The 23,263-nt window shown below is 63.7% G+C and carries 16 protein-coding genes and 2 tRNA genes; 9 read left to right on the forward strand and 9 right to left on the reverse strand.

Annotated features, from left to right (window positions below):
- The first annotated feature begins 37 nt into the window (after positions 1-37).
- Positions 38-493 (forward strand): MarR family winged helix-turn-helix transcriptional regulator, encoded by a 456-nt coding sequence (locus ABGT83_RS05445; protein WP_103264319.1) that lies wholly within the window; start codon positions 38-40, stop codon positions 491-493.
- 5 nt (positions 494-498) lie between these two features.
- Positions 499-1,830, forward strand: coding sequence for an MATE family efflux transporter (locus ABGT83_RS05450; RefSeq protein ID WP_346686356.1), 1,332 nt, complete (start codon positions 499-501; stop codon positions 1,828-1,830).
- Positions 1,831-1,930: 100 nt separating this feature from the next.
- On the opposite strand, the gene ABGT83_RS05455 is transcribed toward ABGT83_RS05450, so the two are convergent.
- The 6 genes from ABGT83_RS05455 to ABGT83_RS05480 all read right to left on the reverse strand — a co-directional run bounded on the left by ABGT83_RS05455 (position 1,931) and on the right by ABGT83_RS05480 (position 9,216).
- Complete coding sequence (locus ABGT83_RS05455) at positions 1,931-2,332, reverse strand: PaaI family thioesterase (RefSeq protein ID WP_346686358.1); 402 nt, start codon at positions 2,330-2,332, stop codon at positions 1,931-1,933.
- Between the two features lie 163 nt (positions 2,333-2,495).
- Complete coding sequence (locus tag ABGT83_RS05460) at positions 2,496-3,185, reverse strand: hypothetical protein (RefSeq protein WP_346686360.1); 690 nt, start codon at positions 3,183-3,185, stop codon at positions 2,496-2,498.
- Between the two features lie 633 nt (positions 3,186-3,818).
- Complete coding sequence (locus ABGT83_RS05465; protein ID WP_346686362.1) at positions 3,819-4,955, reverse strand: 4Fe-4S binding protein; 1,137 nt, start codon at positions 4,953-4,955, stop codon at positions 3,819-3,821.
- Positions 4,948-6,495 carry a glutamate--tRNA ligase gene (gene gltX, locus ABGT83_RS05470; RefSeq protein ID WP_346686363.1) on the reverse strand — a complete coding sequence of 516 codons (1,548 nt, stop codon included), beginning with the start codon at positions 6,493-6,495 and terminating at the stop codon, positions 4,948-4,950. Before gltX ends, ABGT83_RS05465 begins: the two co-directional genes overlap by 8 nt.
- Before the next feature lie 469 nt (positions 6,496-6,964).
- Positions 6,965-7,750: a DUF1461 domain-containing protein gene (locus tag ABGT83_RS05475; RefSeq protein WP_346686364.1), complete on the reverse strand. Its 786-nt coding sequence runs from the start codon at positions 7,748-7,750 to the stop codon at positions 6,965-6,967.
- A gap of 95 nt (positions 7,751-7,845) precedes the next feature.
- The gene (locus ABGT83_RS05480; RefSeq protein WP_103264326.1) at positions 7,846-9,216 is read right to left on the reverse strand and encodes a carboxylate--amine ligase; all 1,371 of its coding nucleotides are present in this window, start codon (positions 9,214-9,216) and stop codon (positions 7,846-7,848) included.
- A 274-nt stretch (positions 9,217-9,490) separates the two neighbouring features.
- Between ABGT83_RS05480 and metK the strand changes: the two genes are divergently transcribed.
- From metK to rlmKL, 5 genes are all read left to right on the forward strand, one after another.
- Positions 9,491-10,756, forward strand: coding sequence for a methionine adenosyltransferase (metK, locus tag ABGT83_RS05485; protein ID WP_103264328.1), 1,266 nt, complete (start codon positions 9,491-9,493; stop codon positions 10,754-10,756).
- Between the two features lie 118 nt (positions 10,757-10,874).
- Complete coding sequence (gene priA, locus ABGT83_RS05490) at positions 10,875-13,238, forward strand: replication restart helicase PriA (protein WP_346686367.1); 2,364 nt, start codon at positions 10,875-10,877, stop codon at positions 13,236-13,238.
- Between the two features lie 158 nt (positions 13,239-13,396).
- Entirely contained in the window at positions 13,397-14,356 is a 960-nt protein-coding gene (locus tag ABGT83_RS05495; RefSeq protein ID WP_170042416.1) for an AEC family transporter, read from the forward strand.
- A gap of 256 nt (positions 14,357-14,612) precedes the next feature.
- Complete coding sequence (rpoD, locus tag ABGT83_RS05500; RefSeq protein ID WP_103264331.1) at positions 14,613-15,881, forward strand: RNA polymerase sigma factor RpoD; 1,269 nt, start codon at positions 14,613-14,615, stop codon at positions 15,879-15,881.
- 226 nt (positions 15,882-16,107) lie between these two features.
- On the forward strand, positions 16,108-18,417 hold the full coding sequence (gene rlmKL, locus ABGT83_RS05505) for a bifunctional 23S rRNA (guanine(2069)-N(7))-methyltransferase RlmK/23S rRNA (guanine(2445)-N(2))-methyltransferase RlmL (RefSeq protein ID WP_346686369.1): 2,310 nt from the start codon (positions 16,108-16,110) through the stop codon (positions 18,415-18,417).
- A gap of 75 nt (positions 18,418-18,492) precedes the next feature.
- Here the strand turns inward: rlmKL and ABGT83_RS05510 are convergent, their stop codons facing one another.
- On the reverse strand, positions 18,493-19,191 hold the full coding sequence (locus tag ABGT83_RS05510) for a YczE/YyaS/YitT family protein (RefSeq protein WP_346686371.1): 699 nt from the start codon (positions 19,189-19,191) through the stop codon (positions 18,493-18,495).
- A 152-nt stretch (positions 19,192-19,343) separates the two neighbouring features.
- Positions 19,344-19,418 (reverse strand) — tRNA-Ile (locus ABGT83_RS05515).
- A 201-nt stretch (positions 19,419-19,619) separates the two neighbouring features.
- On the opposite strand from ABGT83_RS05515, the gene ABGT83_RS05520 reads away from it, so the two are divergent.
- Both ABGT83_RS05520 and ABGT83_RS05525 read left to right on the forward strand, forming a co-directional pair.
- A tRNA-Val gene (locus ABGT83_RS05520) sits at positions 19,620-19,694 on the forward strand.
- Between the two features lie 516 nt (positions 19,695-20,210).
- Complete coding sequence (locus tag ABGT83_RS05525; RefSeq protein ID WP_346686373.1) at positions 20,211-22,580, forward strand: PAS domain-containing protein; 2,370 nt, start codon at positions 20,211-20,213, stop codon at positions 22,578-22,580.
- Positions 22,581-22,614: 34 nt separating this feature from the next.
- On the opposite strand, the gene ABGT83_RS05530 is transcribed toward ABGT83_RS05525, so the two are convergent.
- The gene (locus tag ABGT83_RS05530; protein WP_346686374.1) at positions 22,615-23,124 is read right to left on the reverse strand and encodes a DUF6125 family protein; all 510 of its coding nucleotides are present in this window, start codon (positions 23,122-23,124) and stop codon (positions 22,615-22,617) included.
- Positions 23,125-23,263 lie beyond the last annotated feature (139 nt).

Genomic DNA, 23,263 nt, shown 5'->3' on the forward strand with positions numbered 1-23,263 from the left:
CGGACTTACGGAACGAAGCGACGGAGGTAGCGACGCCATGGACGCACGGACGACGCGCGCCAATCGCGAATTCAACAACCTGTTCAGACTCGGGGACGAGCTGTACCACCACGTGGCTGCAAGGATGGGTCTGTCCGACAGCGCCTTCGACATCCTGTATGCCCTTGACGATCTAGGCGACGGCTGTCTCCAGAAGGATGTGTGTGCGGCTTCTGGCATGACGAAGCAGACGGTGAACACCTCGGTGCACAAGTTGGAGCGCGCGGGAATCGTAGAGCTTCGGGTCGAACGTGGCCGCGGAACGCATCTTCATCTGACGCGGTCGGGCCGCGAACTGGTGGCGGCATGCATCCGCCCGGTGGTGGAGGCTGAGGAAGCCGCTTTCGCCGCCATGTCGCCTGAAGAGTGCGAGGCACTACTGCGACTTTCTCGCGCCTACCTGGAGCTTTTACGTGCTCAGGTGGAAGCTCTGCCCTATCCGGAGAAGGGGTGAGCGCCATGGCTATCAAGCTATCGGATCACTTCACCTACGGGCGGCTCGTGCGCTTCGCGCTGCCGTCCATCGCCATGATGATATTCACGTCCATCTACAGCGTGGTGGACGGCCTGTTCGTGTCCAACTTCGCGGGCAAGGAGGCGCTCGCGGCTGTGAACCTCGTGTTCCCGCTGGCCATGGCGCTGGGCTCGGTGGGCTTCATGTTCGGTACCGGCGGCGCGGCCCTCGTTGCCAAGACGATGGGCGAGGGCGATGCCATGCGTGCGAACCGCCTGTTCAGCTTCATCGCTGTGGCAGCGGTCGTCACGGGCGTGGCGCTGTGCGCCGTCGGTGCGTTCGCGCTCGGGCCACTGCTCGGCGCTCTTGGCGCGCAGGGCTCGCTTATGGATCAGGGCCTCATGTACGGCTTCCTGCTGTTGGGCGCGTTGCCGTTTTTCATCGTTCAGAACGTGTTCCAGAGCTTTTTCATAGCGGCCGAAAAGCCGAAGGCGGGACTTGCGGTGGTCGTGGCAGCCGGTGTGACGAACATTGTGCTGGACTACCTGTTCATTGGCGTTTTCGGCTGGGGCATCGCGGGTGCGGCGCTGGCCACGGCGACGGGGCAGATTCTGGCCGCGGCGGTTTCAACGGCATTCTTCGCGTGTAGCAAGACAAGCCGTCTTCGCTTCGCTCGCCCGGAGGTCGACTTCCGGGCATTGGGCAAGACGTGCGTGAACGGCTCGTCGGAGCTCATGACCGAAGTGGCGGCGTCAGTGGTGAGCACGCTGTATAACCTCCAGCTCATGAGCCTGGCCGGCGCGGACGGCGTGGCGGCCTACGGCGTGATCATGTACGTGAACTTCATCTTCACGGCGGTGTTCTTCGGATTCGCCATGGGCACAGGGCCCATCGTGAGCTACCACTACGGTGCGCGGAACACAGGCGAGCTCAAGGGACTTTTCCGCAAAAGCTTCACGCTCGTGGGCGGAACGGGATTGGCGATGTTCGCAGCCTCGCAGCTTTTGGCCGCGCCGCTCGTAGGGGTGTTCGTAGGCTACGACCCGGAGCTCGCCGCCATGACGCTGCACGGGTTCCGCATCTATGCTGTGTCGTTTCTGGTATGCGGGTTCAACATCTACGGCTCCGCGTTCTTCACGGCGCTCAATAACGGCAAGGTGTCGGCGCTTATCAGCTTCATGCGCACGCTCGTGTTCGAGACGTCTACGGTCATGTTGCTGCCTATTGTGTGGGGCATCGATGGGGTGTGGAGTGCCATTATCGTGGCGGAGGCGTGCGCGCTCGTGCTGACGACGTTCTTTCTCGTATATCTGCGCAAACCCTACGGGTATGCGTAAGCTGCGAGCCGAACCTGCTTTGCCCGGGACGCACCTTGCGATACGAAGAGCGCTCGCGCCCGAAAGGGGTTGAGCCGAAGCGGGGCCTTCTGCGGCGCGGCTACCGATAGCAGGTGGCGGTCATGCGGGCTATCTGCTTGCCGAGGTCATCTTCGACGAGGATTGTGTAAAACCCGAGGTTGCGTCCCGATTTGTCGCAGGTCGCCGTGGCGATGAGCTCCGTTCCCTTCGTAGCCGACAAAAACGAGATGCTCGACTCGACCGACACGGTGGGCTCCTCGCCGAGGTTGCAGGCGATGGCCAGTGCGAAATCGGCGAGCGTGAAAATAGCGCCGCCCATCACGTTGTGCATGGCGTTGCGGTGCACGTCGGCGAGCTTCATCGAGCAGACGGCGTGTCCTTTCGATCCTTCTTCGACACGGCAGCCCGCTGCGTCGGTTGCGAATCGGTCGTTGCGGAAGACGGCCTCGATCTCTTCGCGAGAGGGATGGTCTGAAAGCATAGGGTGTCCTTTCTGTGAGACGGGAAGGGGACGGCGGCTGCTTCGGCGACGGATCACATGCGCGGCTGCGATCGCACAGCTCAAGGCTGCATCCGATCGGCGTGAGCCGCCGAGGGGGTATCCGCGCAGGCGGGCGAGGCGTCGGAAGATGTGGCGAAAAAGCCTAGGCAGTCGCAGGCTCCGCGGGTGTTGCCACGGCTGCGAACAGCTCCAGATAGTCGCCGTCTTGTACGGTCACGGTTTGCGAGCCGCCTGCGATAACGTACTTCGTATCGGTGATGGAGTCGTCATCGAAGTCGAGATCCTTCATGACGAACGCTCCACTGTCGTTGCTGGTGTGCGCTGCGGCGTCCTCTTGGACGGTGATCGTGTACGTGCCGGCGGGAATGTCCGTACCCACCCGATACAGGCCGCTTCGGTAGGGCGCTTCGGGAGAGAATGCGGCTTTCGCAACGGGGTACATATGCAGCGAATCGTCGCCGGGCAAAAAGGCTATGACGTCGCCACGGTCAAGTTCGGTGAGGTAGTTGCCGAAGTACACGACGGCGTCGTCGATACTGTAGGAGTCGGAGCCCTCTTCGTCGAATACGTAGTACTCGCTTTCGGCCGATTGGCTTCCCTCCAGGAAGTACAGCCCCGGCTCGATGTCTGTGCCAATCGTGTACACGCCTTCTGTGCAGGCGTTGTCCTCGACGGTCCCCGCGCCCGCGCCGACGATATCCTTGATGGATTCGAGCGTGTAGAACGATGAGCCGCTAGAGCTGTCGTCGTAACCGTCGTCGTATCCGTAACCGTAACGATGGTCGTAGTCGTCGGCGCTGCGCTCGCTGCGTGCGGTGTCGTTGTCGGACATGAGGACGGCGCATGAAACGCATCCGACACATCCGCCAATGCCGAGCAGGAACGCGAGCAAGCAACCGCCGAGTACCCAGGGCCAGGCTTTCTTACGGGGCGGCTGGGCTGCAGGGTACGGCTGCGGGGTGTTCGGAATGTGCGGAGGATAGGGAGGCTGCGCACATTCGGAGGCCTGATAGGGCTGCTGCCCGTACGGCGGAGCGTACGGGCCGGCAGGAGGCGGCGGGAAGGACCCGGCAGGTGGTGGAGGGTACGATCCCGCTGACGGCGCAGCGCTCATTCCGGCTGGCTGGTGGGAGGCGCCCTGCTGCTGCCCAGGAGCGGGAGTCGCGCTCCCTGCCGTTCCGGGATCTCCGCCCGGAAGCGGAGGCGGCGCAAACGGTACGGGAGGCGGCGGTGGAGTTGCAGCGCCGCCTGCGCTTGTAAAAGATTCGGTTCGATGATCGGGGGTGCCGTCTGCAGCCGGCCGCCGGCCGTCGTCTGGATTCGGACGTTCTGCTTCGGTCATGAGGGCTCCTCGTTTCGCGGTTTCGACCATTTTAGCACAGGCCGAAACCGCAGCGCGGTCCTGTCCCTCGCACATCGAAGCGCTCTCGCTGGCGTCGATATGCGAGCGATCGAGGCGGATCTGTCAGTTGCAGGTGCCTTCGCCTTCGCTGTCTAGGAATACAGCTGCCGTTGCCTCAACGAGCTCGATGGCTCCTTCGGGGCATGCGGCGACGCAGAGTCCGCATCCGCTGCAGTACCGTACGTCGTAGGCGAGCTGGCCGGTCGTGGAATCACGATGACGCGCGCCGGTTGGGCAGGCGTCTGCGCAGGCGAGAAGGTTCGTGCATAGCGCGCAGTCAGTGCGTGACACTGTTACGGATGCATGATCTGCTATGGAGGGGTCGCAGTTGATGGCCTCGAGCAGCATCTTGCGCCGCGGCCACATCGTCTTGCGCGTGCGGCCTTGCGGCACGAAATTCTCGAAGTCGATACCATCGCTCAGGTTGAGCCGCGCTTGCGCGCGCGCTTTTTCGCGGCGCTCCAAGAATTCGTGCAGAACTTCGGAATTGCGCAGCCGACGTTTGCCCGATGCGATGTCGCCCACGTCGCCGACCAGGTTTTCGAACGCGCTGCGACGGTCGACGCCGACGGGGTTCGCCATGTCCTTGAGCAGGTTTTCCTTCTCGGGAATCGAATCAAGGGAGCCCACCGTGCGCCCCGTAGCGGCTTCAGCCGATTCGATGGCATGCGTGTACAGCATCTCGCCCATCTCCCCAGCGCGGTCGCAGTCGGCGCAGTAGGATAGGTCTGCCGCCAACTTCACAGGGATGTTTTCGGCTAGCACGAGCGTCCAGAATTCGGGAGAGAGGCTTGCCAGGCATGGAAGCACGACGACATTTGCCGCCGGCTCGAGGCCGGGAAAGATGTTCTCCTTGCAGGTGACTACCACGTCCTCGCCTCGCTCGGCGATGCGCTTGAATCGCTCGTGCAGATCGTCCATCGTGATCCGGGGAGAGGCGAATGCATCGCATATCCCCAGACAGATGCCGCAGCGCGTGCAGGCATCGGCATCGATCGACGGGCGGCCGTCGTCTTCGAACGAGATGGCTTCGGCAGGGCAGGCCAGCGCGCAGCGCGAACATGCGGCGCCCTGGGCGCGCATGCAGAATCCCCGCAGTACGGCGATCTGTCCTTCACTACTGCGGATTGAGGAATCTTCGAACTTCGGATCAGCCCCGGACTCCTGTGCGTTTTTGTCATTTTCAGGCACGTCAGCCACCGAACACCTCTTCTGTCACCTGGTCGATGCGGGCGAGGACGTCCTCGCGGGGCAAAAGCTCGATGCTCTCGAACAGGGGCGGCGACACCATGTTGCCGCACACCGCCACGCGCAACGGCTGGAACAGCAGCTTCGGCTTGAACTCCAGCTCCTCGCCGCGGGCGCGGCACGCCTCCTGCAGCGCCTCGGCCTCCCACGCGACTCCCTCGTCGGCCAGCACGCCGCGGCAGGCGCGCAAAGCCTCGTCGGCGCGCGCGCCTTCCTTCTTCAGTACCTTGTTAACGCTCTTCTCGTCGAGCTCGCGCACCTCGGGCCCCCAGAACATGAACGCCAGCTTGGCGGGGATCTCGTCGAGGCGCACGAGGCGCTCGGCCACGAGCGGGTAGAGCTGGGCGTACCACTCCGGGCGCGCGCCCAGGTCGGCCGCCGCCGCGTCGCGAGCCTCGTCGGCGAGCTCGCCGACGGCCGCGACGCCCGCATGCGCGCGGAAGAGCCACGGCATCGACGCCTGCACCCAAGCACCCGCGTCCATGGCCTTGATGTACTGGCCGTTCATCCAGTCGAGCTTCGTCTCGTCGAACACGGCGTCCTTCTTCGTCACCCGGTCGAGGCCGAATTTCTCGCACAGGGTGGCGCGGTCGATGAGCGTCGTCTCGCCGTCAAGCGACCAGCCCAGAAGCGCCAGGAAGTTCACCATGGCGTCGGACAGGTAGCCGCGCTCGTAGAACTCCTCCACCGAGGCCGCGCCGTGGCGCTTCGACAGCTTCTTGCCGTCGGGGCCCAGGATCATCGACAGGTGCGCGAACGTGGGCACGCGCAAGCCGAGCGCCTCGTAGATGAGGATCTGGCGGGGCGTGTTGGACAGGTGGTCGTCGCCGCGGATGACGTGCGTGACGCCCATGTTCGCGTCGTCGCACACTACGGCGAAGTTGTAGGTGGGGGAGCCGTCGGTGCGCACGACGATCATGTCGTCCATCACCTCGGCCGGGAAGCTGACGTGGCCGTACACGGCGTCGTCGAACTCGATGGCGGCGTGGTCCTCGGGCACGCGCAGACGCCACACGTGCGGCTCTCCCGCGGCGATTCGGCGGGCCGCCTCGGCGGGGTCGAGGTCGCGGCAGGTGCGGTCGTAGCCCGCGTAGCCGCCCTCGTTCGCCTCGGCCGCGGCGCGCTTGGCGTCGAGCTCCTCCTTCGTGCAGAAGCAGGGGTACACGCTGCCGCGCTCCTTCATGCGCTCGAGCGCCTCGGCGTACGTGTCCATGCGCTGGGTCTGGAAGTACGGGCCGGCGTCGCCGCCCACCTCGGGGCCCTCGTCCCAATCGAGCCCTAGCCATTTCATGGCGTTGAGGATGACCTGCACGTTCTCCTCGGTCGAGCGCTCGGGGTCGGTATCCTCGATGCGCAGGATGAAATCGCCGCCCATGGCGCGCGCGAACGCCCAGTTATAGATGGCCGTGCGGGCGCCGCCCACGTGGAGGCGGCCGGTGGGGGAAGGTGCGAAGCGCACGCGTACGTTTTTGTCCATATTCTCACCAGTCATGGCAGTGATGATCCTTCGCGTCGTCAGAGGTGGTTTCGTCATCGGTGACCTTGCGTAGGCCCGTTTGAGGGGCTTGCCGCGCGCAGCGGAGATGCGCGTCGATCACGATTGCCAGTATAGACAACAACGCGGTCGTCGCAAGCCAGACCCCTTCCATTCCCATTCAAATTATCGAGAGAGGGCTTGCTGGGCTTTGCGAGGGATGATTGCGTGCTGACTGTAGGTGCGTCGGGTAGCCGATTATCCGGGGGGCTGCGTACTTCCGTGCATTGTGATGGGCGCTTTGATGCGCGCAAGACTCGAAGACAATGCATTTTTCATGTTGGGCCGTGATAGATGCACGCTGGATCAGCGCGAGTGCAGCGCTGGATTCCCGGAGAAACCGCGCTGCGCCCTCGTCGGAAACCCGCTGGATCCCAACGAAGGCCATTCGCTTCATTGGAGTCTGGATATATTCAGGCTCCGGATGCTATCCGTGCCGGATCGTCGCCATGCGGCCTGGGCGTCGCAGGAGGATGCCTGCGACGATCGCCGTCAGCGAGAGCGTGAAGGTGATGGCGAGCCACACCGCGCCCATCCCCATCCAGAATTCGGGCGGATACATGGTGATGAGCAGCGAATCATAGGAAAACGTCCAGGTTCCATCCGCGAAGAACAGCGAGTGGAAGGCGGCGAAAAAGCCGTTGAAGTCCGTGACCACCCAGGCGGCAAGCAATGCGAACGCTGCGACTACCGCGATGCCTGCCGCAAGAAGTATTCCGCCGAGAGCGCGACGACCTCTGCGGTAAGCCACGTGAGCGCTTGCCGCCACGGCAAGAAGCGCGATGATGACGAGCGCGATTCGCGCATCGACGACGACGCGGTACACGTCGTCGAGGTGGGACAGGGCGTCAGCGGGCAACGTGTACTCTTCGGGAGCTGCAGCCAGCTCGTCGGGGCTTGCTTCCGCGTAGGGCGTGCCCGCGCTCCTATTGATTGCATGCAGCGTGGAGAATAGCTTGTCACGGTCGTTCGATCCTACCGTGTAATCGCGAGTAGCAACGGCGGCCTGCACGAGTTCGTCGTGAGAAAAGGGCGTGTCGGGATTGTCGTTGCCCGAGAATGCGCCGGCGAGCGTTCCGGTGGTCTGTGGAAACGCTGCGCATACAGCAAATCCTGCTGCGACGAGCGTGATCGCGAGAGAAACTGCCGCTGCAATGGCGGCCGCGGTATTGAGCGCTTCGGCGAACGGCGCGTCGCTGCCCGGTGTATTCATGCATATCCCCTCTCTCAGGAAGCCGGCCGCCCCCGCGCTGGCACCTGCGCCCCTCCCCGCGCGATGCGTTTGCGAAGAGGGGCGACGCGGCTTCGTCAGTCTACATCCACCCAGATGGTGGCTGCCGTCATGCCCTGCATGTCCTTCGATATGGTAGGCAGGGGCCCCAGACGGCTGAACACGCCCTGAAAGACGCCGTCGTACAGATACAGGCCGTTCAGATTGTTGTACGACTTCGGATCCCATGGCACTTCGTCATCGGGGAGCTTGTCGATCCCCGTGTCGGGCGGCAGCGTCTCGGTTTTGAAGGGGACGATGTAGCGCTGCACGATGAAGGGGTAGCCGGCTCGGCCGTTTGCATAGCGATCGACGAGCTCCTCCCAACGCTCCTGCGACACAGCGGCGCCAGCGTACACCTCGTCGGCGCCGTAATGATCGGTCGGCTTGATGATCCATTCGCATCGGTTCGCGCGGATCTGCGGCAGGTTTACGTGCTCGTCGTCCAAAAAGGCTGTCATGGGCACCGTCTCTTCGATGAAGGATATCTCGTCGGCATCGAGGAAGGCGGTCGTGCGTTCGTCGAACAGCACCGAGAAGATCTGCTTGTCGTGGACGATATGTCCCGCGAAGCTGCCGATGAGCGCAACGCACTCGGCGCGCACGGCATCAACGAGCTGCTGAGACTCGTCCCAATGATCGATCACGTCGTTCGTCACGCAGCGTCGCCATACCGCATCGATGCGCTCTCCGGAGCTATCGCGCAGAACCTCGCCGTCGAAGGACAGATCGCGTACGTCGGCTACCGCGCAGGGCACTCCGCGACGCTCGAACGCCTCTGCGTAGAGGCGGAACTCGTCCACCACGCCGTTCTCCAGGTAATCGACGATGGCAATGCGCGGGTTGTCGACGCGTCGCGTGTAGGTTGCGTAGATGTCCATAAACGCATCCACCCAGCTTTCGAATAGCTCGCAGCCTTCGACGCGATGGCGCTTCGAGAACTCCTCGAAGGTTCGCGAACGCGCGACCGACAGAGTGATCTCGCGGTTCTCGTTCATCCCGCTCGACCCGTCGCCGTTGAACTCGCAGAATCTCACGCGGTAGTCGTCCTCGTCGAGGAACGTGTCCACGCGTGCGAACGGCAGCAGCGAATCGTAGCCCCGCGGCAGCAAGATGAGTTCTTCAAGGCGCGGGTCGAAGTCGAACGCGCGGCGATAGGCGGGGTCGTTCAGATAGTGCTGGATGACCTTGCAGAGGATGCCGTGGGCGGTTTCGGCCGTCTTCTTCATCACGGTGTAGGTTTCGGCGTTGAACAGCCGGGGCACGAAGCTCGAAGCTACCACCTGATGGTGGACGATGGCGGTCGAATTCCGCATGTAATCGTAGGCGGAGCGGCGGCTTTCGACGTCGCCGCCGAGGGATTCCATGATGTCGAAGTATTCGCGGGTGTAGTCGGCGTTGGTTGGCATGGGCGATCCTGCTTTCATCCAGGGCATGATGTAGAAAAGTGTACCATGACCGAAAACTCGTGCACATGCGCCCATCCGGGAAACGCCGCGCCGTCATGCAAGGGTAAACAGCCTTAAACCGTTTCGCCCGATTTCGTACGCGGGGATATTCTGCGGAGCAACCGCAGCGGCATGCATCTTTTCCTCTGTGACGGCGAGAATGTGATACATTGATCCGAAACCGAGGGCATGCTCGAAGAGGTGTGCCTTGCACGTTGCGAGGAGATAGAGCCACATGGACGACCTGCATGATTCGTACCTGTTCACGTCCGAATCCGTGACCGAAGGTCACCCCGACAAGGTGTGCGACCAGATCTCGGACGCCATACTCGACGCCATTCTGGCGAAGGAGACCGAGTTGGCTGCATCCGGCTACATCGCTCCGAGCGGACAGCCGGCCGATCCTGCGCAGGTGAGGTGCGCCTGCGAGACCATGGCAACGACGGGCATGGTCATAGTCACGGGCGAGATACGCACGCAGGCGTACGTCGACGTGCCGGCCATCGTGCGCGAGGTGCTGCGTGACATCGGCTACGACCGTGCGAAATACGGTTTCGACTGCGACACATGCGGCGTGCTGAACGCTATTCACGACCAGAGTCCCGACATCGCGCAGGGCGTCGACGAGAGCTGGGAGGCTCAGCACGGCCTGGCCGATGACGATCCCTACGAGCGCGTCGGCGCGGGCGACCAGGGCATGATGTTCGGCTACGCGTGCGACGACACGCCCACGCTCATGCCCATGCCGGTGTATTTGGCCCATCGCCTGGCGGAGCGTCTGACAGAAGTGCGCAAAGACGGCAGCATGCCTCATCTGCGCCCTGACGGCAAGACTCAGGTTTCGGTGCGTTATGCGGACGGACGCCCCGTGCACGTGGAGAAGGTGGTCGTATCCACGCAGCATTCCGAAGAGATAGCGCACGATGATCTGCGTACGCAGATAATCGAGAACGTGATCGACCCGGTGCTCGCGCGCGAGGGCGTGGCGCTCGCCGAGGACGCCGAGATTCATGTGAATCCCACGGGCCGTTTCGTGATCGGCGGCCCCATGGGCGACGCGGGTCTTACCGGTCGCAAGATCATCGTCGATACCTACGGCGGCATGGGCCGTCACGGGGGTGGCGCATTCAGCGGCAAGGACTGCACAAAGGTGGATCGCTCGGCTGCCTATGCTGCCCGGTGGGTGGCGAAGAACGTGGTTGCAGCCGGTCTCGCGCGGCGTTGCGAGGTGCAGGTGGCCTACGCCATCGGCATGGCGAAACCCGTGAGCGTGATGGTGGACACCTTTGGCACCAACGAGGTTCCCGAGGTTGACATCATGGCCGCCATCGAGGCCGTGTTTGATTTGCGTCCCGGCGCCATCGTCGACGAGCTGGACCTGCGCCGCCCGATATATCGCAAGACCGCCGCCTACGGTCACTTCGGGCGCGAGCTTCCCGAGTTTACCTGGGAGCGCACCGATAAGGCCGACGATCTGCGGAAAGCGTGCGGTCTGGCGTAGGCGCCAAAACCGCGCGCGAAAAGGCGGGCCTGCGGGCTCGAGCAGGAGCGCGGGGATTTCTTGCGACAGAGGGCTCGGTCGGGCCGGGTCCGCACGGGTGTGCGCTATACTTGAGGCCATGAAACTCGCATCGATCATCCTGGACATACCCACGCAGGCGCTGGACGCGCCTTATACCTATGCCGTGCCAGACGACGCAGGCGGAGACCAGCCTATCGAGGTTGGTTGTGCCGTTGTCGTGCCGTTCGGGCATAGACAGGCCGTCGGCTTCGTCATCGGTATCGAGGAGCGTATCGCGGAGGAATGGCCGGACGGCCTCGATCCGTCGAAGATTAAGCCCATCGCGCGCGCGGTGAGTCGCCCGTACTTCGATGAGGAGGGCGCCGCCTGCGCGCAGTGGCTTTCGGAGCGCTATCTTGCGCCACTTTCATCGTGCGTGCGCCTGTTCACGCCGCCTGGAGGCGTGCCGCGCATGGTGCGCGCGAACGCGGGCTACTGGCGGCTCGAGGAACCGGCCGTCGGCGAGGTGGACGACCGCTGGGTGGTGCCGGGTCCGGCATTCGATGGGTTCGAGCCCCGCAAGAATGCCGTCAAGCAGGCTTCCATCGTGGCGGCGCTGCGCGCGGGCGAGCTGCGCGTGGCGGAGCTCGCTGCAGAATTCGGCGCGGTGTCGGTCGCTCTCAAGACGCTGGAGGGCAAGGGCGTCGTTCGCATCGAGCGCCGCCGGAGGATGCGGGGCTTCGCGGTTCCGCCGGCCCGCCGGCCGCCGGAACCGGCCGACGGTGCGGAATCGGCCCAACCTGCGGGACCGTTCTTCATTCCCAGCCGCAAGCCGCCGCTTACGGAGGGCCAGGCCGAAGCGCTTGCGGCTATCGACGCAGCGCGTGCACGCGAGACGGGGGAGGTGGTGCTCGTCGACGGCGTCACCGGCTCGGGCAAGACCGAGGTATATCTTCAGGCCATCGAGGCAGCACTCGCTGCAGGGCACACGGCATGCGTGCTCGTGCCGGAGATATCGCTCACGCCGCAAACAGTGGCGCGCTTTCGCGGGCGCTTCGGCGACACCGTGGCCGTTATGCACTCGCGCATGAGCGCCGGTGAGCGCTTCGACCAGTGGGACTTCATTCGCTCGGGAGCAGCGCGTGTGGTGGTGGGCGCGCGCTCGGCGCTGTTTACGCCTTTGCGCGACGTGGGCCTCATCGTCATCGACGAAGAGCATGAGGGCTCCTACAAGCAGGACAGCGCTCCGCGCTACCACGCGCGCGACGTGGCCGTGTGGATGGCCCGCCGCTCCGGTGCGGCCGTGGTGCTCGGTTCGGCCACGCCTTCCATCGAGGCGCTCTTTACCTGTTCTCAGGACCCCGCCTGGCATCATGTCGTGCTGCCCGAGCGAGCCAACGGGCGTCCTTTGCCCGCCATACAGGTGGTGGACATGGCCAAGGAGTTCGGCGGCGGCTCGCGTTCGATGTTCTCGCACGCGCTCGTCTGCGCGCTCGCCGAGGAGCTTGGCGTCGGGCACAAGGCAGTGCTCCTGCTCAATCAGCGCGGTTTTGCGAGTTTTCTGCTGTGCCGGGAATGCGGGTTTGTGCCGGAGTGCCCCTCGTGTTCGACCTCGCTCACGTTCCATGAGCGCGGCAACTTCCTCATCTGCCATCATTGCGGTTATCGCGAGGCGGCGCCGTCCGTCTGCCCCGAGTGCGGCAGCCCTTACCTGAAGAAGTTCGGCGCCGGCACCCAGCGCGTCGAAGCGGAGCTGCGGGTGCTGCTCGACGGCATGTTCGGAACGGACTCCGGCGTGCCGATCGTTCGCATGGATGCCGACACTACAAGCGGCAAGGGCGCGCATCAACGGCTGCTCGAAGAGTTTGCCGCCGCGGATGCCGCCGTGCTCCTCGGTACGCAGATGATCGCGAAGGGGCTCGACTTCGAAGATGTGACGCTCGTGGGCGTCGTCAACGCCGACACCATATTGAAGCTGCCCGACTATCGCGCTGCCGAGCGCACGTTCGACCTGATCGAACAGGTAGCGGGTCGGGCTGGGCGCTCCGAGCTGCCGGGACGGGTGCTCGTGCAGACCTATGAGGCCGACGCGGCCCCCATCCGCGCCGCCGCCCGCTACGACCGCGCGCTGTTTCTGCGCGACGAGCTGCCGAAGCGTCGGCTTATGGGATATCCTCCCTACGTGCGCATGGCCAATGTGCTTGTGTGGGGCAAAGACGAGCCTTCCGTACGCCTCGCCGCATGTTCGTTGCATGATGGCCTTGCAAGCGCGGTGCGCGATTTTGGGGGCGATGGATGGAGCGTGCTGCCTGCGACGCCGTGCGTGCTCGCGAAGCTTCGGGGAACCTATCGCTGGCATATTGTGGTGAAGTGTCCGGTCGAAGACGATCTTTCGCGAGCGCTGCTGCCGTTCTTTCGGAAGCGCAAACCCGAGCGCGACGTGAACGTTGCGGTGGATATTGATCCGGACGATCTGCTGTGAGACGGCTGCGCCTATGAACTTGCTGCATGTCGCGGCTTGGAAGCTGTGCCGGCATCTCATGGGACGCCGAAGCGCCCGCATGTGGGAAAGGGTATCATAGTCGGCGATGCCGCGTTGCGGGATCGCCGACGGAGAAGGGGAAGCGAAGGTATCGCACGATGGAGGTATTGGGACACGCGGGTTTTCAGATGCTGGTTCTGTTTACTATAGTGCTGCTCGGAGCCGTGGCGCGCAAACGGGATCTGATGAACGACACGTTCGATTCGACGTTGTCGCGCTTGGTCATGACCGTGGCGCTGCCGGGCATGATTCTCGATTCGGTGCTGGGCAACCAGAACCTTCCAAGTTCCGAGACCATCCTCGTCATGATGGCCTGCTCGACGGCGGTATACGTGATCGTGTGCCCGGTTGCCTTTCTCATCGTCCGCTTCCTGTACCGGGGCGTCTCCAAGAGCGCGCGGGGCGCGCACGCCTTCCTCATCGCGTTCGGCAACACGGGGTTCATCGGCTTCGCTGTGCTCGATGCCGTGTTCGGGGCTGACGCGGTGCTCTACGGGGCGATCTACAACATTCCCTACAACCTTTTCCTGTATTCCGTCGGGCTGCTGTTTATCATGAGTTCCGACGATGCGGGCGGCCGCGGGCCGGGCGCCGCGTACCAGTTGAAGCTGATCGCTAAGCAGTTGGTGAGCCCGTGCCTGCTCAGTTGCTTTGCTGCCATGGCCCTTGCGCTTCTGGGCGTCACCGATTCGGGCTTCGTGGGGCAGGCATGCGGGCTGCTCGGGCAGATGACCGTGCCCGCGGCCATGCTGGTCATAGGCTCGACGCTCGCGAAGATGCCGCTGAAGGACATGATATCCGACGGCTGGGCTTACGTGACGACGGCATTGCGCCTGGTGGGCGTGCCCCTCCTGGTGTTCGTGGTGGGCGGGATATTCATTAAGGACCCCTATATCCTGGCGATCACCGCGCTTCTGTCGGGCATGCCCGCGGCATCCTCTGGCACCATGATGTGCCTCGCCTACGGAGGCGATGTGCAGGCGATGGCGCGAGGAACCTTCCTTACCACGGTGCTTTCGCTGGTCACGCTGCCGATCATTGCCCTCATCGTGGCGTAGCGCTCGTCCGAGGGGTAGCTACGTCGATGAAGCGCTTCATCCTTCTCGTTCGGGGGGGGGTGCCGATCGGCCGTATCCGCTCTTTGCGTCAGGCGGAATGCAAGGAGCGAGAATCGCGAGAAGGATGGCGGATATATCCGCGATTCGATTGAGGGTTCATGTTCTTCGTCACTTGTGGTATATTGTTCAGCTGTATCTTTGCGCCCGGTGCGTGAGTTTTGCCGTGCCCGCGCTCACAGCAGGAAAGGAAGATCACGTGGCCCAAGCTTCGAAGAAAAAAGCATCAGCCCCTGAGAAGAACGACACTGCGAAAGCCCCGGTTCAACCCGAAGAGATACTAGAAGACGATGCACTCGACGACGAAGGCTCCGACGACCTCGTCGCGGAGCCCGGCGTCGATGCGGACGACCTCGGATCCGATTCCTCCGCCATCGAGGACAAGCTCGCCGACGGGCTGACGGAGGACAGCGACGACGAGGATCTGCTCGAAGGCATTCCTGAAGAAGAGTTGAAAGCCACCGTTGAAGTGCCGCTGCCCAAGGTGAGCAAGAGCAAGGTTCGCAGCGCGCGCAAGCGCGGCGCCGATGCGGGCATCACGGTGCTCACGGGCGACCCCGTTCGCATGTACCTGAAGGAGATCGGCAAGGTCCCGCTGCTCACCGCGGCGGAGGAGATCGACCTCGCCATGAAGATCGAAGCCGGCGTGGCCGCCACGGAGGAGCTCGAGCGCGCGGAGGACGAGGGCATCGAGCTCGAGCGCCGCGAGAAGCGCCGCCTCGGCCGCATCGAGCAGGTGGGCATCGACGCGAAGCAGCAGCTCATCGAGGCGAACCTGCGCCTCGTCGTGTCCATCGCCAAGCGCTATGTGGGTCGCGGCATGCTGTTCCTCGACCTCATTCAGGAGGGCAACCTCGGCCTCATCCGCGCGGTGGAGAAGTTCGACTACACGAAGGGCTTCAAGTTCTCGACGTACGCCACCTGGTGGATCCGCCAGGCCATTACGCGCGCCATCGCCGACCAGGCTCGCACCATCCGCATCCCCGTGCACATGGTGGAGACCATCAATAAGCTCGTGCGCATCCAGCGCCAGCTGCTGCAGGAGCTCGGCCGCGAGCCCACGCCCGAGGAGATCGGCAAGGAGATGGGCCTGCCCGCCGAGCGCGTGCGCGAGATTCAGAAGATCTCGCAGGAACCCGTGTCGCTCGAAACGCCCATCGGCGAGGAGGAAGACTCCCAGCTGGGTGACTTCATCGAGGACGACGCTGCGGTGGTGCCGCCTGATGCCGCCTCGTTCAGCATGCTGCAGGAGCAGCTGTCGAAGGTGCTCGACGGCCTGGCCGAGCGCGAGCGCAAGGTCATCAGCCTGCGCTTCGGCTTGGAGGACGGCCATCCGCGCACGCTGGAGGAAGTGGGGCGCGAGTTCGGCGTCACGCGCGAGAGAATCCGCCAGATCGAGAGCAAGACGCTCGCGAAGCTGCGCCACCCGTCCCGCTCGAGCAAGCTGAAGGACTACCTGGAAGATTAGAACCGTATCGACCCGCAGAAATTTCTGCGGGTCGATACCTTTTCTGCCGTCATTGACTTACTTCCCGTTGAGAGGCCGGCATCGTCGGGCCCGATCGTTTATGGATATTGGGGCGCTGGTCTGATCCCCCTTAGGTTGATCGGATACGATATGCACCAACCGATGCTTTCGCATCCTGTTGGACTGCGAGGCGCTGCCAGCCGCATGACCGATTGGACCGCATTTCATGGACAAGGAAAACCTCGAATTCTTCGCTAGCTGTCTTTCCGGGTTGGAGTCACCGCTCGCCGAGGAACTGAAACGGCTCGGGATCAAGCGCGTGCGTCCGCTTGGTGGGGGTGTGGCCTTCTATTGCGACGTGCGACGTGCGCTCGAAGCGTGTTTGTGGTCGCGGCTGGCCTCGCGCATCATGCTCGTGGTGGGACGCGTCGACGCGCGTATGGCTGATCTCCTTTTCGACGATGTGCTGGATATTCCCTGGGAGGACGTCATCGCGCCCGGCGCCAGCATCGCGGTGTCGGCGCACGGTTCGAACGACGAGCTGCGCAACACGCGCTTCACGGCGCTAAAGGTGAAGGACGCTGTGTGCGATCGGCTGCGCGAGGTGCGAGGACTTCGTCCCGATGTGGATACCGAGAATCCCGATGCGGCCATCGATGTGCGCATCCGCGACAAGCGCGCCACCGTTTCGCTCGATCTATCGGGCGCATCGCTGTACCGGCGCGCGTATCTCGCTCCCGACGATGGGGCGGAAGCGCCGCTCGAATGCGCGCTGGCTGCCGGTCTGCTGGCGATCGCCGGATGGGATGAAATCGCGCATGCGGGCGCATCGCTGGTCGATCCTGCGTGTGGCGACGGTTCCGTGGTCGTCGAGGCGGCGAGCGTAGCGTGCGATCTGGCGCCCGGGCTTACGCGCGATCGATGGGGCTTCTTCGGATGGGCGCGCTTCGACGAGCATGTGTGGGATGACTTGCTGGCTGAAGCCGATGAGCGATTCGAGCGCGGGCTGGCCGGGGCCGCGGTCGAGGGGACGATTGACGACCCCGGCTCGGCCCGACCCAACCTGGACGTCGTGCGCTTCGCAGGCGCGTCCACCTCGTCGCCGGCCATTGCCCGGGCTCGCGGTCGCGCCAAGCGCGCGGGTTTGCGTCAGGCGGTCAGTATCGAGGCGTTCGGTGCAGAAGGCGTGGTTGGGCTCGTCGAGCGCGTAGGCGCCGCCGCTGCGCGTGCGGGCGAGCGTTTGGGCCACGAAGCCCCGGTCGGCTTCGTGGCCAGCGTGCTGGGCGCGCGCGAGCGATCTTCCGAGGCGAGCGCCCAGGCCGATGCTTCTGCATTCGTCGCTGCGGCGGCTGCGGCGCCTGCAGGCTCGACGTTCGCCGAGGCGGGCGGAGCCGCTGTCGAAGCGCGTTTTGGGGCGCCGCCCCACGTGCGGGTCGTGCTCGGGCGCGACCGCGTCGCTGTCGAAGCGCTCGTGTTCGATACGCCGCCCATCAAAGCGACGTCGGTCACAGTGCCCGATCTGGCGGGCGGAGCGGAACATCGCGTGGAGGTGTTGGAGCCTGCATCGGAACAATTCGCTGCGCGCCTTTTCAAAGTGGCTAAGGAGCGCCGCAAATGGGCGCGACGCGAGGGAGTGGAAAACTACCGCGTGTACGATGCCGATCTGCTCGATTATGCGGTCGCTGTCGACGTGTATGCGGGAGCGGGGGATGCTGCGGGTACTGCCTTCCTGCATGTTGCCGAGTACGCGCCGCCCGCCTCGGTCGATCCTGCCAAGGCCCAACGCCGCTTCGACGATGTGCTAGCCATCGCGCCGGTGGCGCTCGGCGTGCGCCCGGACCACGTATTCGCGAAGACGCGCCGTCGCGACAAGGGCGGAAGCCAGTACCGTGATGCGGGGAGCCGTTCCTATGTCACGCATATCGACGAGGGCGGCTATTTGCTCGAAGTGGACTTCTCGGGATACCTGGACACGGGCATTTTTCTCGATCATCGCATCACGCGCCAGCTGGTGGGCTCGAAGGCGGCTGGCAAGCGCTTCCTCAACCTGTTCGCGTATACCGGTACGGCCACCGTGCATGCGGCCGGCGGGGGAGCGGTGGAGACCACCACGGTGGATCTTTCGCAGACCTATCTGGATTGGGCCCGGCGCAACATGGAGGCCAACGGCTTCGACGGTCCGGAGCACTCCTTCGAGCGCGCGGACGTCATGGCCTGGATCACCGAATGCCGGCGCAAGCCCCTTCGCTATGATCTGATCTTCGCGGATCCGCCGACGTTCTCGAATTCGAAGGCCATGGGCAAGCGTACGTGGGACGTGCAGCGCGACCACGTAGAGCTCCTCATCGGTGCGTCCCGCCTTCTGACGGAAGGCGGCGAGATCGTGTTCTCCTGCAACCTGCGGAGCTTCAAGCCCGATGTCGATGCGCTTGCCAGATATGGCGTGGTCCTCGAGAACATCACGGCGCAGACCATTCCGCACGACTTCGAGCGCAATCCGCGCATCCACCAGTGCTATCTTGCGAGACGTCCCTAAGCGGAGCGCAAGATGCAGGCTTCGCGCAGGAAGGCTTGAGGCCGCTCGCCCGCCGTCGGCTTCGCATGCCGGTGATCATGCGCCGGCTTCGGGCGCGCGCTCGCCTTTCCCCGTCTTCCGGCTTCCGCTCGAAGGCTCGGCCAGCGGCGGACGTGCGCCGCCCATGAGATCAATGAAAGCGTTCGCGACCAGCCCGGTGGCGAACGCGGCGACGAGCGTGCCCTCGCGCACGCCTTCGATGCCCCCAAGCAGAACGAGCGAAGCCGCCACGGCCAAGGAGACGCATACGAGGTCGAAGCCCACTTTCGTACGTCCGAAGTTCCAGCCCGCCTTGCCCGCGACTGCGCAGACGAGTGCTTCGCCGCTGTTCATGGCAACGTTGGCGACCACCGTGCAGGCCACGCCGAATGCGAGCACGACCACCCCGATCGCGAGCAGCACGAGCGATTCTGGATAGGAGGAGGGCTCATAGAGGGCGAACAGGTTGTTGAACGCGTCGATACCCAAGCTGAACACCACGGAGATGGGGATCTGGAGCAGTGCGATCGCCTTGAAGTCGCGCCGGAGCACGGCGATCTGTCCTAGCAGCAGCGCGATGTTCCAAGCGAACATGAACGCGCCGTAGGACATGTTCGGAAACGATAGGCTCAGCACGTAGCCGAGCGAGGATATGGGGGAGGTGCCCAGGCTCGTTTTCGTGACGATGACGATACCGGCCGCCATAATGACAATGCCTGCGGCAAGCAGGCAGGAGCGCACTGCTATCTGTTTCATGGTCCACTTCCGGATCGAGTCTTGCGATGATGATGGAGAGGCCGTCCCGTTCGGGTACCGTCCTGCTCCAATGCGATCGTATCGACGGGGCTCGCGATTGGCTGCTTGACGAAAAAAGCCGTCGATCTGTGCGATCGACGGCGGTTGTATCGTGGTGGGCCCAGCAGGATTCGAACCTGCAACCAAAGGATTATGAGTCCTCTGCTCCACCGTTGAGCTATAGGCCCCTCAAGCGCTCCGCTATTCTATCCCAAAACGCGCATGGATGCCAGTTGGATGTATGTGCGGTTTGCGAGGAGCGTCTACGATGGTCGGATGCATGCGGGTGCGCCCGTAAAACGAATTTCGTGATTCGGGGAATCTTCCCTTGCGCGAAATGCGAAATGCCGCTAGAATATTCCAGCACGTTGGAACGCATCAACGTATTCGGTCGCTTGGCTCAGCGGGAGAGCATCGCCTTCACACGGCGGGGGTCACAGGTTCAAATCCTGTAGCGACCACCATGAACCATCCGGGCCGTCGGGGCAACCCGACGGCCCGCTTCGTCTTTGCGCGGTTGCCGGGTTCCCTCCTCGGTTGCGCTCCGTCCTCTTCGCTGCTGGGGTTCTGCCGGGCTGCCGGCATGATATGCGGGCTTTGGACGCGTTTCCACTCTTCTCGATCCGCTTTGGCATGCGCATCTGGCGATACTATGCGAAGCATCGTGGCACGTGCAACCTCTTGTACCATATCGCGGTCGAACTCGGTATACTGCAACGTATACGCGACGGAAAGAGAAGGCGGGCATGAGCGGCGCAAGCGCGATGGGAGAACAACCGAAAACAGTGTTGGGCGTTTACATCGCGCCTGCTGAGCGCAATGCTCTTTGCGCAGCGGCCGAAGACAATTTTTGTTTCGAGTTTGCGACGTCGGTTGAAGACGCCCTGCGGCTCGTCGACGCTTCCGTTCCTGATGCGATCTTATGCGATTTCGCTGCGCCGGGTGCCGGGGATCTTCTCGGGCGGTTGCGGGACGGTGGAATGACGTCGAGCTTCGCCGTGCTCGCCCTCGCGCCGGAAGACGACGAGGTTGCGCAGGCGGCCGCTCTCGAGCAGGGGGCCGAGGATGTCATCGCACTACCTGCTCATCCGCGCCTTGTCCGCGCGCGCCTCAAGAAAGCTCTGTGCAACCGGAACGCGCCCGAGGCCCGCTTGCGGGAAGGCGACGTCCAAAGCCTGCCGCTGGAAAAGGCGAGCGATCTCGCTCTGAAGCTCATCAACGAAGCTCCCGGCGGCTTCATCCGCATGAGGATGGCGCCCGATGGCAGCGTTGTGCCCGTGTTCGTGAACGACGGGTTCTGCCGCATGATGGGCATGGGCCGTGCCGAGGCGATGCTGCTCGTCGTCTCGGACGTTTATGCGGGTGTGCATCCGGACGACGTGGCGGCGCTTCAACAGGCGATCGCGCAGGCCATGGAGAAGCGTACCGTCTTTTCGGCTCGGGCGCGCTTTCTGCACAAGCAGAAGGGCTACCTGTTGTTTCAGGCGTTCTACCGCGCAACGGCAGACGCGGATGGTTCGAGGTGCATCAACGCCTACTTTGCCGATATCACGTCGGAGGGTGAGCGCGAGGAACGCCGCCGCGAGCTTCTGGACAACCTGCCGTGCGGCGCGATCATCTTCGAGATAGCCGCGGACGGCACCATCGACTGCCCCCACATCAACAAACGCTACATCGAGCTGGTCGGTCGGGACGCTGCCGAGCTGCGCCTGCACGACGCCATCCGGGCCGTCCACGTCGATGATCGCGAGCGCCTGATGCGTGCCATCGACGAAGCCGTGCTCGAAGACCGCCAGATGGAATGCGATATCCGCACGCTCAGAGGAGACGGCAGCTATGTGCCGTTCCATCTTGTGGGGCGCGTAGTGGAAAAGGGCCCGATCAAAAGTGTCATGTACACCACCTATACGCCCATCAGCGAAGAGGCACGCTCACTGAGCGTCGCCCTGGCCGACCAGCGGAGGGCGGAGCGCCAGGCGCAGGAGATCAACGAGCAGCTGAGCTTCCTCAACGACGTCTCGCGCTACCTGCTGGTGGGATCCGACCCGAACGACTCCATCCGCCTGGCGCTCGAGAAGATGCGCGAGTACTTCGACGGCGATCGTTCCTACGTCTTCGAGCTGGACGAGAAGCGGCAGGAGTCGAACAACACCTATGAGACCTGTGCTCCAGGAGTGGTTCCGGAGAAGGAAAACCTGCAGCACGTTCCCTATGCGTTGCAGGAGTACGCTCTGGGCATTCTGAGGAAAGGCGAAAGCATCTTTCTGAACGACTCCCGCGGCATTGCGGACAGCGGTATCGATGCGGGCCAGATCATCACCAACCAAGGCATCCAGCGCCTCATTCTCGTGCCGCTGCGCAGCGGCACGGAGCTTGTCGGCTTCATGGGGGTCGACAACCCCATGCGCAACGCCTCCCACGTGAGTCATCTCATGGCTCTGGGCGACTACATGACGGCCATGCTGCGGCGTCGCGACAACGAGGAGCAGATACTGCGCGACAACCGGGTGCTGCGCGACATCATGAACGACATGCCGGGCGGCTTCGTGCAGCAGCTGGTGACTCCCGACGGCAGGACCGTGCCCATCTTCATCAACGAGGAGTTCTGTCGCATAAGCGGCATGAGCCATGACGAGTGCGTCAGGTTCTACAGCACGGACGGCTTCACGGGCGTGCATCCCGACGACGAGGAGATGGCGCGCCTGGCGCTGGAGAAGCTCGTCGCCACCCGCGAGACCATCACGCTACGACTGCGCCTCATCCGCGGCGACGGCAGCTACGTGCCCATGCAGGTGTTCTACCGCGTGACCGACGATCGCGACGGCAACCTGCTGCTCAGCGGCTACTACACCGACCTGACCGATGAATTGGCCGCCAGGGAACGCGAAATGGCCGAGCACGACGAGCTCACGGGGCTGTTCAACCGCACGAGGCTCGCCCGCATGCAGGCGAGCGCCTACCAGGAGCTTTCGTCGTGCGGCGTGCTGTTCTTCGACGTGAACCACCTGAAGACCGTGAACGACACACAAGGCCACGAGCAGGGCGACGTGCTGCTGAAGCTGGTGGCGGACGGCATCCGGGCCGTCACCGACGAGCGCATACACGGCTACCGCTACGGCGGCGACGAGTTCCTCGTGGTGGCGTGCAACGGCGACGAGGCTGAGCTTCCTGCGCTTGCAGTGCGATGGAAGGAGGCCATGCGCGCGCTGTCCAGCGATCGGGGAGTGGCGGCCACGGCCGCCATCGGGAGCACGTGGAGTTGTGCGCCCCTCGCACTGGGCGATCTCATCCGCCGGGCCGACCAGGCCATGTACGACGAAAAGCAACGCGTGCGGCAAAGCGCCGACTGATCGTTGTCGAACTGCCCGAGTAGCGGAAACGTATCTACTTCAATGTGAACTTCCACGAGCAGTTGCAGGTTTCATCTTCGATCTCGGGATAGCAGCTCAGACACTCGCATGCGATGCGATCGTCGATGTTCTCGGCGAACACCCCGTACTCGATGATGCCCACGCTCTTGCAGGGGTGAAACCCCATACCCTTGCGGTCGCGCGCGTTCTGCACGCGGCAATCGACGATGCGGTAGAGCAACTCGCCCTCTTCCAGTATGATCTCGTCGACATTTGCGGCCGACTGGCAGCGCAGGGGGAGTGCCTGCGCGAGCCCTTCGAGTCCGGGATGCTCGGACAGTCCGAGGAAGCTCTTGATGCGTCGCGCCTCCGACACGCTGAACCGCCGCCAGGCTTCTCGGTCGTGGTGCATGGCTGCGTCCATGCCGTCGTCGCGTTCGACCGATTGGAACCAAGTGCCGTCCAGCGCGACAAGGTTCTTGGCGTAGATCTCCAAAAGCTCGACCATTTGGTCGTGCGTAAGGCTTTCGATGACGTCGTTCATGGCTCAACTCCTTGCAGGAGGCGTTCGCCGGTTCCCTGCGGCGGGTAGGTGGCGGCGCCCGATCGTGTCGTTCGGTTCATCCGGGCCCCGAACGGGTTCCGTTGGGCGACGATTATAGCGCTCGGCTCCCGAGGCTTGC

It is taken from the genome of Enteroscipio rubneri, from assembly GCF_963929405.1.
GTDB lineage: Bacteria > Actinomycetota > Coriobacteriia > Coriobacteriales > Eggerthellaceae > Enteroscipio > Enteroscipio rubneri.